We start from the raw sequence: 12,091 nt of genomic DNA, 5'->3' as shown, positions 1-12,091 counted from the left end.
TATGACGGACCGTCAGATCCGTAGGGAAGAGGGGAAGGCCATGGACGCCGGCTTCACCGCGGAGCAGGACGAGATCCGCCGCACCCTGCGCGAGCTGCTCCACAAACGCTGCGGACCCGAGGAGCTGCGCGCCGCCCTCGACACCCCGGCCGGACACGACCCGGCCCTGTGGGCGGCCCTCGCCGACCGGCTCGGCCTGCCCGGACTCGCCCTGCCGGAGGCGTACGGCGGCGTCGGCTGCTCGGTCACCGAACTCGCCCTGGCGGCCGAGGAGACGGGCCGCGCGCTCGCCCCCTCCCCGTTCCTCGCGACCACCGTTCTCGCCGCGCCCCTGGTCCTCGCCCTCGGCGCCGACGCCCAGCGCGCCGCGCTGCTGCCCCGGCTGGCCTCGGGCGCCCTCACGGCCACGCTCGCGGTACCCGGCACCGCGCTCGCCACCGCCCTCGCCCTGACCGGCGACAACGGCGGGGAGTGGGCGGGCGGCGGACGGGCCGGGGGCGTGCAGGCCCGGCGCGCGGGGGAGGGGTGGCGACTTTACGGACAGGCCGAGCAGGTGCTCGACGGGCACAGTGCGCACCTGCTGCTGGTCGCCGCGCACACCGGGGGCTTCGCCCGCTCGCGGACCCTGCTCTTCCTCGTGCCGGGGGACGCGGAGGGAGTCGTACGGACACGGCAGACCGCGCTGGACGCCACCCGGTCCCAGGCGAGTGTGCAACTACGGGATGTGGAAGGCGAGTTGCTGGGAGAGGACGGTGCCGACGTGCTCGCGGCGCTCGCCCGTGCCGGGGACACGGCCGCCGCCGTCCTGGCCTGCGAGGCCGTCGGCGCGGCCGACCGGGCGCTGGAGCGGACCGTGGAGTACGTGCGGCAGCGGGAACAGTTCGGGCGGCCGATCGGGTCCTTCCAGGCGGTCAAGCACCGGCTGGCCGACGTGTATGTGCGGGTGCAGGCGGCGCGGTCGGCCGCCTACTACGCCGCCTGGGCGACCGCCCACGACGAGCGGGTGGGCGGGCTCGCCTTCGCGCAGGCGCTGGAGGCCCTGCGCACCGCGGCGGCCGAGGGGATCCAGCTGCACGGCGGCATCGGGTTCACCTGGGAGCACGAGGCCCACCTGTACTTCAAGCGAGCCGCCGGCGACGACCTGCTCCTCGGGCCGGTGCACCGGCTGCGGGCGCACGCCGCGGACGCGGCGCGGCTCTTCGAGGGTCGGGAGGTGACGGTGTGATCGGCGAGCGCGCGGTGCAGCGGATGGCGTCCGCGCGGGGCTTTCTCAAGGTGGCCCCGCACGTCGTCCCGGCGCTTGACCGAGCCGTCCACCGCCTCACCCGCGGCAAGGTGCTGCTCAGCGCCCAGATGCTGCCGGGCGTGATCCTGACCTCGACCGGGGCGAAGAGCGGGCTGCAGAGGCGTACGCCGCTCGCGTGCATGCCCGAGGAGGACGGCGGCTGGCTCCTCGTCGGGTCGAACTACGGCCGTACGGAGCACCCGGCCTGGACCCACAACCTCCTCGCTCACCCCGACGCCGAGGTCAACTGGAAGGGCACGGACATCCCCGTCCGTGCCCGGCTGCTGGAGACGGAGGAGCGGGCCGCGGTCTGGAAGAGGCTGCTCGCCTTCTGGCCGCCGTACGCGACCTATCAGGAGCGGGTGGAGCGGGAGCTGCGCGTCTTCCGGCTCACGCGGCGGCCGTCATAGCGCGTGCTGCGCCAGCAGGAGCGCGCCGATGCCGAGCATCGCCGCCCCCGAGGTGCGGCCGACCGCGCGGGCCGCGGTGGGGCGGGCGGCCAGCAGGGCGCGGGACGTGACGCCGACGGTCAGATAGACGGCGGCACAGCACGCCATGTGCAGCAGACCCAGCAGGGCCGTCTGGGCGGCGACGGGCGGGTGCGCTCCCCGGGTGACCAGGAACTGGGGCATCACGGAGAGGTAGAGCAGCAGGCCCTTGGGGTTGAGGCCGCTGATCGCGGCGCCGCGCAGGAAGAGGCCGCCGGAGTGCGTCTCGCCGGCCGCCGCCGGTGCCGCCGGACGGCGCAGCACGCTCCAGCCCAGCCACACCAGGTAGCCGGCCCCCACGACCGTCAGCGCCGTGAGGAGCCCGGGCGAGCTCGCGACCAGGACGGCGAGACCGGCGACCGCGAGCGCGGTGTGCAGCGCGTACCCGCCGACCAGACCCGCCACCGCCCGCGGCACGGACCGGCCGCGCACCCCGGCCGCGATCACATACGCCCAGTCGGCGCCCGGCACGCACACCAGGAGCAGGTCGAGGGCGAGGAAGGAGAGCAGGGTTCCCGAAGTCATGAGGGGGACATTAGGCGCGAACAGCCCGAAAGTGTTCCCGAAGTTTGCCCATGATCGCGTGATCGGTGGAAAAATCTGCTCCATGGACGACGTGGACAGGGAAATCCTTGCAGAACTCCAGCAGGACGGCCGGCTAACCGTGACCGAGCTGGCCGGGCGGGTACGGCTCAGCGTCTCGCCGTGCCACCGGCGGCTGCGCGAGCTGGAGCGGTCGGGAGCCATCAGCGGATACCGCGCCGTCGTCGAGCCCGCGGCCCTCGGGCTGAACTTCGAGGCGCTGGTCTTCGTCTCCATGCGGCAGGAGGACCGGGAGACGGTCGCCGAGTTCGAGCGGGCGCTCGGCGAGGTGGACGAGGTGCTGGAGGCGCAGCGGCTGTTCGGGGAGCCGGACTATCTGCTGCGGGTCGTCGCCGCCGACCTCGCGGGCTACCAGCGGCTGTACGACGAGCGGCTGGCCACGCTGCCCGGGGTGCAGCGGCTCACCTCCACGCTGGTGATGAAGCACGTGGTCAAGGACCGGCCGCTGCCCGCACAGCACAACAGGCGGTGACCCACGGATTCGACCGTGAACCACCGCCTGCCAGACAGGACTTGGGGGGCCTGGATACTGGAAAAAGGGGGCGTTCCGCTACTTCGTCGGCTTCTTGCCGGTCACGCCCAGGTGCACCAACAGGGCCAGGTTCGGCTTGAGTTCGGCCTGCTTGACGCCCCAGGTCTGGAAGCCCTTCTGGTGCGAGGCGACGGCCGCGAGCATCGCGACCAGTGAACCGGCCACCGCCGCCGGGTTCACGTCCTTGTCGACGCGTCCCTTGGACTGGAGTTCGGCGACCGAATCCGCGAGGGAGTTGTTCACGGAGTTCAGGATCTTCATGCGGATCTTGTAGAAGCGCTTGTCGCCCTCGGCCGCACCGAGGTCGACCACGCGCAGGATCGCGTCGTTCTTGCGCCAGAACTCCAGGAAACCGTCGACGAGTTCCTGCGCGGTCTGCCAGCCGGCCTTGCCGACCCACGACCGGTCCTCGAGCAGCTCGGTCAACCCGGCGCCCTCGGTGGCCATTTGCTCGGCGATCTCCAGGACGGCGCCCTCGACGTCCGGGAAGTACTGGTAGAAGGTCGCGGGCGAAGTGCCCGCCTTCCGGGCGACATCGATGACTTTGACGTCCCGATAAGGGGAGGAGCTGAGCATCTCGCTGAGGCAGTCGAGCAGCTTCTGCCGGGTCGCCTGCCCACGCCGGCCGGCCACGCGGCCGTCGACGGTACGCACTTGTCCTGTCATGTCGTCAGCTTACCGAGGGGTGATCGGAGCGCGATTCGGCCGACTGCAAATGGGGTGCATGAGTACGCAGAGGCGGGTGTGCCTGGTCTGCGGGCCGAGTGGGCCGCCGCTACTTTGGCGCTATGGCCGAAAACAGGGCAGCCGCGTACACAGAGGGCGTTCCGTGCTGGGTGGACGCGCAGCTCTCCGATGTGGAGGCGGGCAGGCGGTTCTACGGTGAGCTCTTCGGGTGGACCTTCGAGGACCGGCCCGAGGTGCCCGGCTCCTGCTGGGCCCGGCACGAGGGGGAGGCGGTGGCCGGGCTCGCGCGCAAGACGGACGGGCGGCTGCCGACCGTGTGGACGGTGTACTTCGCGACGCCGGACGCCGAGGGGCTGGCCGATCGGATCCACGCCGCCGGCGGACAGGTCGTGACGGCGCCCATGCCGCTGGCGGACCTGGGCACGGCCGCGCTGGTCACCGACCCCGAGGGTGCCGTCTTCGGCCTCTGGGAGCCGGCCGGCCATCCGGGCTTCGGCAAGCGGCACGGGACCGGCAGCTTCGCCTGGGCCGAGCTCTACGCCCGCGACACCGAGGCCGCCAACGTCTTCTACGGCGAGCTCTTCCACGAGGCCCTGTTCGGGCCGGACGCCAAGCCCGACTTCGGACGGGCGCCCGTCTCGGACGTCTTCCCGGCCGAGATGCCGCCGCACTTCCTGGTCCACTTCGGCGTCGACGACTGCGAGGCCGTTCTCGATACGGTGAGCCGTCTCGGCGGACGGATCCAGGCGCCACCATTCGAGACGTCGTACGGAAGGGTGGCTCTCGTCACCGACAATCAGGGGGCGTCGTTCGCCGTACTGGAACGACTGAACCAGACCGAGCGATGAAACGTACCGATTTGGGGTGAGGCATCCCGACTCGACCCCGGGTTCGCAACCAGTGCCCGGTAGCAGGAAGAATCGGGGTGCGTGCCGCCATGGCGGTGCGGTGGTGAGACGCTGCACGGGGTCGCGTGCAAAGGTGGGCGGCGCGGCCCGGACGGGGAGGTGGCAGGCAAGTGGTGGATCAGCTGACACAGCACGATCCGCGGCGTATCGGTCCGTTCGAGGTGCTGGGACGGCTCGGTGCCGGCGGCATGGGGCTGGTCTATCTCGCGCGCTCGGCGTCCGGCCGGCGCGTGGCGATCAAGACCGTCCGTACGGAGCTCGCCGAGGACCAGCTGTTCCGCGTCCGCTTCTCGCGCGAGGTCGAGGCCGCCCGCGCGGTCTCCGGCTTCTACACGGCGGCCGTGGTCGACGCCGACGCCCGTGCGGCCGTGCCGTGGCTGGCCACCGCCTACGTCCCCGCGCCCTCCCTCGAGGAAATAGTGAACGACTGCGGGCCGCTCCCGGCCCAGGCCGTGCGCTGGCTGGCGGCCGGAGTCGCCGAGGCGCTGCAGTCGATCCACGGCGCCGGACTCGTGCACCGGGACCTCAAGCCGTCGAACGTGCTCGTCGTGGAGGACGGCCCCCGGGTCATCGACTTCGGTATCGCGTCCGGCGTCTCGAACACGCGTCTGACGATGACGAACGTGGCGGTGGGCACGCCCGCCTACATGTCCCCGGAACAGGCCAAGGACTCGCGCAGCGTGACCGGCGCGAGCGATGTCTTCTCGCTCGGCTCGATGCTGGTCTTCGCCGCGACCGGGCACCCGCCCTTCCACGGCGCCAACCCGGTCGAGACCGTCTTCATGCTGCTCAGGGAGGGCCCGGACCTGGAGGGCCTGCCCGACGAGCTGCGCCCGCTGATCGAGTCCTGTATGCAGATGGAGGCCACGGGCCGCCCCAACCCGGCCGACCTCCAGGCCCAGCTCGCCCCCCACCTCTTCGGCTCGGGCTCCGACGACAGCGGTACGGCCTCGGCCTGGCTGCCGGAGAAGGCGGTCGCTCTCATCGAGGGGCGGCGCAACGGCCGCCCGGCGGTCAAGCCCGGCAGCCAGGGCGGCGGCCGCAGCGGAGGCGGCGCGCGGCCCGGCGGCGTGCCGCCCCTGCCCTCGCACGACCCGGTGGTGCCGGTGCCCGTCGGCGCCCCCGACACCGGTCCGGTCCGGCTGGCCGGCGCCCAGGTGCCCATCGGCCCCGGGCCCCGGGTCTCCGACGTGCGTGCCGCCGCCGTGAAGGCGCCTCCGCCCGAGGCGGCGCTGGCCGGCGCCTGGTCCAAACCGCGCCCCGGCGTCAACGGCGCCGACCCCGTCGTGCCCACGGCGCTGGCGTCCTCGCCCCCCGAGGCACCCGCGGGCTGGCGCCCCTGGCGCTTCCGCATGTCGAACGACGTGTGGGGCACTCCCTCGGTCGCCGGCGACCTGGTCTACGTCACCTCCTTCGAGGTGCACGCCCTGGACGTGGCCACCGGCCGCCGGCGCTTCAAGACCCGCGACGTGGCCTGGTCGATGGCGATCGCGGACGGCCGGATCCACGCCTCCGACGGGCCCACCCTGTTCGCCCTGGACTGCCGCGAGGGCGCGGACCTGTGGCGGCTGTCCACCGACGCGTGGGTCTACTCGCTCCAGGCCGACCGGGGCACGGTCGTCACCGGCACACGCGGCGGCGGCGTCCAGGGCTGGGAGGCGTCCGGCGGCCAGAAGCTGTGGGAGCTCACCGGCGCCCAGACGGACTTCGAGTCGCCCGAGGCCGGACCCGCCGTGCACGACGGCACCGTCTACGTGTGGCAGGACGCCCGGTTGCGCGCCCTGGACGCCCGTACGGGCGACGAGCGCTGGTCGTACCCGATCGGCGACGCGGCCTCGTGCGGCGGGGTGCCGCTGCGGGTGACCTACGCGCCGGACGGTCATGTGTACGTCTGCGCCGGCAGCCGGGTCCTGGCGATCGACGTGGCGAGCGGCCGGGTGCGGTGGCACTTCGAGGCCCCGGCGGTCTTCCTCAGCCCGCCCACCTTCGCGCCGGGCCCCGCCGTGACCGGCGGCGGCATCTATCTCGCCGACTACCTCGGCACGGTCTACGCCCTGGACGCCACCGACGGCCGCGACCGCTGGCGCATCGCCACCGAGTCCCGGGCGTCGACCGAGCCGGTCCTGGTGGCGGCGGGCCATGTGCACGTGGGCAGCGGCAAGGGGCTGTACACCCTGGACGCGGTCACCGGCACGCCCAAGTGGCGCTTCCAGTCGGGCGGCGACATCGTGGGCGCCCCGGCGGTCGCCGAGGGCCGTATCCACTTCGGCTCGACCGACCATCTGCTCTACACGCTGAAGGCTGACGACGGGCGGCTGCGCTGGAAGCTCGCGACCGGCGGCGAGATCACCGGCTCGCCGGTGGTCAGGGACGGCGTCGTGTACGCCTGCAGCAAGGACCGCTGCGTGTACGCGCTGGACGCGGAGAAGGGCACCGGGACGGCCCGCACCACATAGGCAGTTCGGGGACGGCCGTCGAACGGGTTCACGGAAGGGTCCATACGGCGGCCGTCCAGGCAGACGCTACGCCGGGTACGCGACGGATGCCACGCGGTGACATGGTCGTGACAGGTGATCGATAGTGTCTCGGCATGCATCTACGGGGGCGCAGGCTCAAGTTCACGGCGGTACTGGGATTCGTGGTCCTCTCGCTGACCGGGTTCACCGGACACAGCCACGGTCACCACGGCATCGGCAAGAGTCACGGGAGCGGCGGGGGCGGCTGCAGCAGCTCCTCGCAGGACCACGACAGCTCGACGTCGCACCGGCACACCTACTACGACGATGACGACGACTACGGCAGCACCGGCTCCGGCGGTTCGGGAGTCTCCGCCACGCCCACCGCGTCGTCGCTCCAGGACGCGACCACCAGGCTGGTGAGCTGCGCGACCGTCAAGGAGCCGTACGCGGTCGTCGAGGTCACCAACCCGAACGGCACCTCGGGCACCTTCTCGGTCGACGTGACCTTCAAGGATGCCGACGGCGGCGACGTCGACACCCGGCTGGACCAGGTGGACGTGCCGGCGGGTGGGACGGTGGCGGTGCGCGAGTACGTGAGCGGCAGCGCCGCCCGCGTCGACCACTGCGACCTGGACGACCTGGCCCCGCCGGTGAGCTGACGTCAGCGCGTGCGGAACGCCGTCCGCCGCGCGGTGAACAGCTCCGCCTGCCGTTCGGCCGGCAGATTGCCCAGCGCGATCAGGTGGGGCGCCTGGGCGAACCCGGCCGCGACCGCCTGCTCCCTGGCGGCCCACAGGGCCCGTACGGTGCCCTGCACGCCCTCGCCCGGGTATCCGGCGATCACCGCGGCGCAGGACGTCGCCGCCGCCAACGCCTCGCCGGGCCCGGTGAGTTCGGAGACGAGGCCGATGTCGTGGGCACGTTGTGCGGAGATCCGCTCGGCCGTGCCCATGAGCATCATCCGGGCGGCCTCCCCGTATGGCATCCGCAGGGCCATCAGGACGGACTCGTAGGCGCTGACCATGCCGTAGCTGGTGTGCGGGTCGAAGAAGGACGAGGTGGTGTCGGCGACGAGGAAGTCGCACTCGCCGAGCAGGTAGAAGGCGCCCCCGCAGGCCATGCCGTGTACGGCGGCGATCACCGGTTTCCAGAGGTCGTTGGACTTCGGGCCGACGCGCAGGAGCGGATCGTCCGCCATGTAGGGGGAGCCGGGCTGCGGTACGACGGCGTCCCGGTCGAGGCCGGTGCAGAAGGCCCGCTCGCCCGCCCCGGTCAGGACGACGGCCCGCACGGAGTCGTCGAACCGCAACTCCCGCCAGACCTCGCACAGTTCGTCCCGCATGGTGAGGTCGACGGCGTTCAGCCGGTCCGGACGGTCGAGGGTGACGACCGCGACGCCGGTGTCCTTGTCGGCGGTGAGCCGCACGGCCGTCGTCATGCGCGCTCCAGGACCCACTGCGGCAGCCCGTCCGCGCCGAACACGACCTGCACCCTGGCGCCGATCCGGATGCGCTCGGGCGGCACGGAGTCGAGGCGCGCGCCCGCCTCGGCGACCAGGTTGCCGACCAGCCGGATTCGCGGTGCCTCGACGAGCTCGACGACGACGACGTTGTACGGCGCCTGCTCGGCGTAGTCGGGCAGCAGGGGCGGGTGCGGGACGACGTAGGACCAGATGCGGCCGTGGCCGCAGAGCCTGCGCCACCCGCTCTCGAAGGAGTGGCAGTGCGGGCAGCAGGGGCGGGGCGGGAAGCGCAGCTCGCCGCAGGGGGTGCAGGCCTGGACGCGGAGTTCGCCCTGGCGCGCATAGCCCCAGAAGGGGGCGCCGTCGGTGTCGGTGACGGGGGAGAGCACCGTGGATCAACTCCTCAGGAGCAGCGCGGAGGTGGGGACGCCCTCACCGGCGGTGACGAGGCAGGTGGCGGCGCCGGGGACCTGCGCGGTGCTGGTGCCGCGGAGCTGCTTGACGCCCTCGTTGATGAGGTTGAAGCCGTGGACGTACGCCTCGCTGAGCCCGCCGCCCCCGGTGTTCATCGGCAGCCGGCCGCCGATCTCCAGGGCGCCCTGCTCGGTGAACGCGCCGCCCTCGCCCCGGCCGCAGAAGCCGTAGCCCTCCAGGGAGAGCGGTATGAGCGCCGTGAACGCGTCGTAGATCTGGGCGACGTCCACGTCCTCGGGCGTGAAGTCGGCGTGCTTCCACAGGTGCCGGGCGGCGGCCCAGGCGGGGCCGGTGAGCGGGTCGTCGTTCCAGTAGTTGACCATGCCGTGGTGCTGGGCGGGCAGGCCCTGCGCGGCGGAGTGGACGTAGACGGGGGTGCGGCGGCAGTCGCGCGCCCGTTCCGCGGAGACGATCACGCACGCCAGCGCGCCGTCCGTCTCCAGGCAGTTGTCGAAGAGGCACAGCGGCTCGCTGATCCAGCGGGAGGTCATGTACATCTCGCGGGTCAGGGGCCGCTCGTACATGATCGCGCCGGGGTTCTGGTTGGCCCGGTTGCGGCAGGCGAGGGCGACGTTGAAGAGATGGTCGCGGGTGGCGCCGAACTCGTGCATGTAGCGGCGGGCGAGCATGGCGATCTCGTCGACCGGCCGCAGCAGGCCGAACGGCCGCGTCCACTGGGCGGGCGTGGGCAGTTGGACGGTGGTGTTGCGCCAGGGCCGGGGTCCGCTGCCGCGCTTGCGGGAGCGCCAGGCGACGCCGACGCCCGCCTGTCCGGTGGCGATGGCGGTGGCCAGGTGCGCGACGGTGGCGCACGAACCGCCGCCGCCGTACCCGACCTTGCTGAAGAAGGTGAGGTCGCCGAAGCCGACGGCCTTCGCCAGTTCGACCTCGTCCGTCTCCTCCATGGTGTACGAGGCGAGGGCGTCGACCTCGCCGGGATCGATGCCCGCGTCGTCGAGGGCGGCGAGAACGGCCCGGCAGGCCAGGGTTCTCTCGTCGTCCGGAAGGTTCTTGGCGAAGGGTGTCTGACCTATTCCGACGATCGCGGTGGCGTCCTTGAGGCCGATGCCTGACGACATGCTGCGCGCACCTCCGCATGCTGAAGCGGCTGCTGACAGGGCGTCAGGCTACAGCTAATCTGACGGGTAGTCAGCTAGTGGGTCTGGAGGTCGTGGTGCGCGGTGACTTGGAGTGGGGGAGCATCCCGGAGCTGGTCCGGTCCGCGGCCGGCCGGTACGCGGACGTCGAGGCGGTGGTGGACGGACGGACACGGGTCTCGTACGCCGAACTCGGCGCCCGCGTCGAGCGGTCGGCGGCAGCCTGCATGGCGGGCGGGGTCGCGCCCGGCGACCGGGTCGCCCTCTGGGCCCCGAACTCGCTGGACTGGATCGTGGCGGCGCTCGGCGCGGTGTCGGCCGGGGCGGTGCTGGTGCCGCTGAACACCCGCTTCAAGGGCGGTGAGGCGGCCGACGTGCTGCGGCGCAGCGGGGCGCGGCTGCTGTTCGTGACCGGCACGTTCCTGGGGACGTCGTACGTGGCGTCGCTGCGGCGGGAGATCGCCAAGGGACCGGGGCTGCCCGACCTGGAGCAGGTGGTGGTGCTGTCCGACGACGCGCCCGCGGACTTCCGCACCTGGAAGGACTTCCTGGCCGGCGGTGACGGGGTGAGCGGGGCCGAGGTGCGGGCGCGCGAGGCGGCCGTGGACGGGTCCCTGCCGTCGGACATCGTCTTCACCTCCGGCACGACGGGCCGCCCCAAGGGTGCGGTGATCACGCACGCGCAGACGCTCAGGGCATACGAGATCTGGTGCGACCTCGCCGGACTCAGGCGGGGCGACCGCTATCTGATCGTGAACCCCTTCTTCCACACCTTCGGCTACAAGGCCGGCGTGCTGGCCTGTCTGATGCGCGGGGCGACGATGATCCCCCAGCCGGTCTTCGACATCGACACCGTGCTGGCGAACATCGCCTCGGAACGGGTGTCGGTGCTGCCGGGCCCGCCGACCCTGCACCAGTCCCTGCTGGACCATCCCGCCCGTGACACCCACGACCTCTCGGCGCTGCGGCTGGTGGTGACGGGCGCCGCGGTGGTGCCCCTGCAACTGGTGGAGCGGCTGCGCGGGGAGCTGGGCGTGGAGACGGTCCTGACGGCGTACGGCCTCTCGGAGGCCAGCGGGATCGTGACGATGTGCCGGCGCGGCGACTCCCCGGCGGTCATCGCCTCGACGTCCGGGCGGGCGATCCCGGGCACGGAGGTGCGGGTGGAGGCGCCGGACGGGCGGCCCGGCGAGGTCCTGGTGCGCGGCTTCAACGTCATGCGCGGCTACTACGAGGACGCGGCGGCCACGGAGCGGACACTGACGGAGGACGGCTGGCTGCGCACCGGGGACGTGGGCGTGCTGGACGCGGACGGCAACCTGCGCATCACCGACCGCATCAAGGACATGTTCATCGTCGGCGGCTTCAACGCCTACCCGGCGGAGATAGAGCAACTGCTCGGCCTGCACCCGGCGGTGGCGGACGTCGCGGTCGTCGGCGTACCGGACCCGCGGCTGGGCGAGGTCGGCAGGGCCTACGTCGTCAGACGGGCCGGCTCGGTGCTCACCGGCGACGACCTGATCGCCTGGGCCCGGCGGGAGATGGCCAACTACAAGGTGCCGCGGCAGGTGGAGTTCCTCGCGGAGCTGCCGCGCAACGCGAGCGGCAAGGTGGTCAAGGGGGAGCTGCGCGGCCGTGCGCGCTAGGCCGCGCTGCGGACGTGCAACGGCCGCGGCGGCTCCCCTCCGCGCCGCCGCGGCCGATCCCCTTGCGGGGAGCCCTACTCGGCCGGCTTGAACGGCTCCGAGGTGGCGTGCAGGTCCTTGGTCTCGACGGGCTCGTCGGTGGCGTGCAGGTCGTCCGTCGTCACGGGCTCGTCCGTGGCGTGCAGGTCCTGGGTCGTCACCTCGCCGTCGGTGGTGCCGGTGGCGTGCAGATCGGCCGGCTTGAGCTTGTCGCTCATGGTCGTCAACTCCCCTTCGGGACGGATCACATGGATGGATCGGCAGGGCCCGCCCGGTCACTCCCCCGAGGGCGGCCGGACGGGCCCTTCGTGGGCGCTCACACCAGTTGCCTGGTGGAGGCCCCTCAGCAGTGACCCGTCTGCCCCCCGACGCGACGGATCGACTGCGCCCAGCATGGCGCGCGGCGATAAA

Annotated in this window: 13 protein-coding genes; 7 read left to right on the top strand and 6 right to left on the bottom strand. The window is 72.5% G+C overall.

The features are described 5' to 3' along the window. The first annotated feature begins 40 nt into the window (after window positions 1–40). Window positions 41–1,225, top strand: a complete 1,185-nt coding sequence (locus tag ACGFYN_RS28440) for an acyl-CoA dehydrogenase family protein (RefSeq protein ID WP_393868889.1) — start codon at window positions 41–43, stop codon at window positions 1,223–1,225. Then, window positions 1,222–1,695, top strand: a complete 474-nt coding sequence (locus ACGFYN_RS28435) for a nitroreductase/quinone reductase family protein (protein ID WP_393868728.1) — start codon at window positions 1,222–1,224, stop codon at window positions 1,693–1,695. The genes ACGFYN_RS28440 and ACGFYN_RS28435 overlap by 4 nt, the downstream gene beginning before the upstream one ends. Here ACGFYN_RS28435 and ACGFYN_RS28430 read toward each other — a convergent pair. Then, window positions 1,690–2,298, bottom strand: coding sequence for a LysE family translocator (locus tag ACGFYN_RS28430; RefSeq protein WP_393868727.1), 609 nt, complete (start codon window positions 2,296–2,298; stop codon window positions 1,690–1,692). The two genes, ACGFYN_RS28435 and ACGFYN_RS28430, sit on opposite strands and share 6 nt — an antisense overlap. An 82-nt stretch (window positions 2,299–2,380) precedes the next feature. Here ACGFYN_RS28430 and ACGFYN_RS28425 point away from each other — a divergent pair, with 82 nt between their 5' ends. Next, a complete protein-coding gene (locus ACGFYN_RS28425) occupies window positions 2,381–2,848 on the top strand; it encodes an Lrp/AsnC family transcriptional regulator (protein WP_393868726.1) in 468 nt (155 codons plus the stop codon). A gap of 78 nt (window positions 2,849–2,926) precedes the next feature. On the opposite strand, the gene ACGFYN_RS28420 is transcribed toward ACGFYN_RS28425, so the two are convergent. Continuing rightward, window positions 2,927–3,562, bottom strand: coding sequence for a TetR family transcriptional regulator (locus tag ACGFYN_RS28420; RefSeq protein ID WP_393868888.1), 636 nt, complete (start codon window positions 3,560–3,562; stop codon window positions 2,927–2,929). Window positions 3,563–3,696: 134 nt separating this feature from the next. On the opposite strand from ACGFYN_RS28420, the gene ACGFYN_RS28415 reads away from it, so the two are divergent. The 3 genes from ACGFYN_RS28415 (at window position 3,697) to ACGFYN_RS28405 (ending at window position 7,621) form a co-directional block, all read left to right on the top strand. Continuing rightward, window positions 3,697–4,443 (top strand): VOC family protein, encoded by a 747-nt coding sequence (locus ACGFYN_RS28415; RefSeq protein ID WP_393868725.1) that lies wholly within the window; start codon window positions 3,697–3,699, stop codon window positions 4,441–4,443. Between the two features lie 170 nt (window positions 4,444–4,613). Further along, on the top strand, window positions 4,614–6,959 hold the full coding sequence (locus ACGFYN_RS28410; protein WP_393868724.1) for a PQQ-binding-like beta-propeller repeat protein: 2,346 nt from the start codon (window positions 4,614–4,616) through the stop codon (window positions 6,957–6,959). A 134-nt stretch (window positions 6,960–7,093) separates the two neighbouring features. Continuing rightward, window positions 7,094–7,621, top strand: a complete 528-nt coding sequence (locus ACGFYN_RS28405) for a hypothetical protein (protein WP_393868723.1) — start codon at window positions 7,094–7,096, stop codon at window positions 7,619–7,621. Between the two features lie 2 nt (window positions 7,622–7,623). Here the strand turns inward: ACGFYN_RS28405 and ACGFYN_RS28400 are convergent, their stop codons facing one another. Genes ACGFYN_RS28400 through ACGFYN_RS28390 form a run of 3 tightly spaced genes read right to left on the bottom strand, consistent with a single transcriptional unit; the run spans window position 7,624 to window position 9,977 of the window. Then, entirely contained in the window at window positions 7,624–8,400 is a 777-nt protein-coding gene (locus ACGFYN_RS28400; RefSeq protein WP_393868722.1) for an enoyl-CoA hydratase/isomerase family protein, read from the bottom strand. Next, complete coding sequence (locus ACGFYN_RS28395; RefSeq protein ID WP_393868721.1) at window positions 8,397–8,813, bottom strand: Zn-ribbon domain-containing OB-fold protein; 417 nt, start codon at window positions 8,811–8,813, stop codon at window positions 8,397–8,399. The genes ACGFYN_RS28400 and ACGFYN_RS28395 overlap by 4 nt, the downstream gene beginning before the upstream one ends. A gap of 6 nt (window positions 8,814–8,819) precedes the next feature. Beyond that, window positions 8,820–9,977 (bottom strand): lipid-transfer protein, encoded by a 1,158-nt coding sequence (locus ACGFYN_RS28390; RefSeq protein ID WP_393868720.1) that lies wholly within the window; start codon window positions 9,975–9,977, stop codon window positions 8,820–8,822. Between the two features lie 95 nt (window positions 9,978–10,072). Between ACGFYN_RS28390 and ACGFYN_RS28385 the strand changes: the two genes are divergently transcribed. Then, entirely contained in the window at window positions 10,073–11,641 is a 1,569-nt protein-coding gene (locus ACGFYN_RS28385; protein ID WP_393868719.1) for a FadD3 family acyl-CoA ligase, read from the top strand. Between the two features lie 74 nt (window positions 11,642–11,715). Here the strand turns inward: ACGFYN_RS28385 and ACGFYN_RS28380 are convergent, their stop codons facing one another. After that, window positions 11,716–11,898 carry a hypothetical protein gene (locus ACGFYN_RS28380; RefSeq protein WP_393868718.1) on the bottom strand — a complete coding sequence of 61 codons (183 nt, stop codon included), beginning with the start codon at window positions 11,896–11,898 and terminating at the stop codon, window positions 11,716–11,718. Between the last annotated feature and the right edge of the window lie 193 nt (window positions 11,899–12,091).

The sequence above is a fragment of the Streptomyces sp. NPDC048419 genome, assembly GCF_043200415.1.
GTDB lineage: Bacteria > Actinomycetota > Actinomycetes > Streptomycetales > Streptomycetaceae > Streptomyces.
This window is presented reverse-complemented; position numbering and strand designations above follow the sequence as displayed.

Excerpts from the sequence above, each read along its gene's own strand:
- ACGFYN_RS28430 (WP_393868727.1), bottom strand. The coding sequence starts at position 2,298 with ATGACTTCGGGAACCCTGCTCTCCTTCCTCGCCCTCGACCTGCTCCTG.
- ACGFYN_RS28405 (WP_393868723.1), top strand. The coding sequence starts at position 7,094 with ATGCATCTACGGGGGCGCAGGCTCAAGTTCACGGCGGTACTGGGATTC.
- ACGFYN_RS28380 (WP_393868718.1), bottom strand. The coding sequence starts at position 11,898 with ATGAGCGACAAGCTCAAGCCGGCCGATCTGCACGCCACCGGCACCACC.
- ACGFYN_RS28400 (WP_393868722.1), bottom strand. The coding sequence starts at position 8,400 with ATGACGACGGCCGTGCGGCTCACCGCCGACAAGGACACCGGCGTCGCG.
- ACGFYN_RS28425 (WP_393868726.1), top strand. The coding sequence starts at position 2,381 with ATGGACGACGTGGACAGGGAAATCCTTGCAGAACTCCAGCAGGACGGC.
- ACGFYN_RS28415 (WP_393868725.1), top strand. The coding sequence starts at position 3,697 with ATGGCCGAAAACAGGGCAGCCGCGTACACAGAGGGCGTTCCGTGCTGG.
- ACGFYN_RS28390 (WP_393868720.1), bottom strand. The coding sequence starts at position 9,977 with ATGTCGTCAGGCATCGGCCTCAAGGACGCCACCGCGATCGTCGGAATA.
- ACGFYN_RS28440 (WP_393868889.1), top strand. The coding sequence starts at position 41 with ATGGACGCCGGCTTCACCGCGGAGCAGGACGAGATCCGCCGCACCCTG.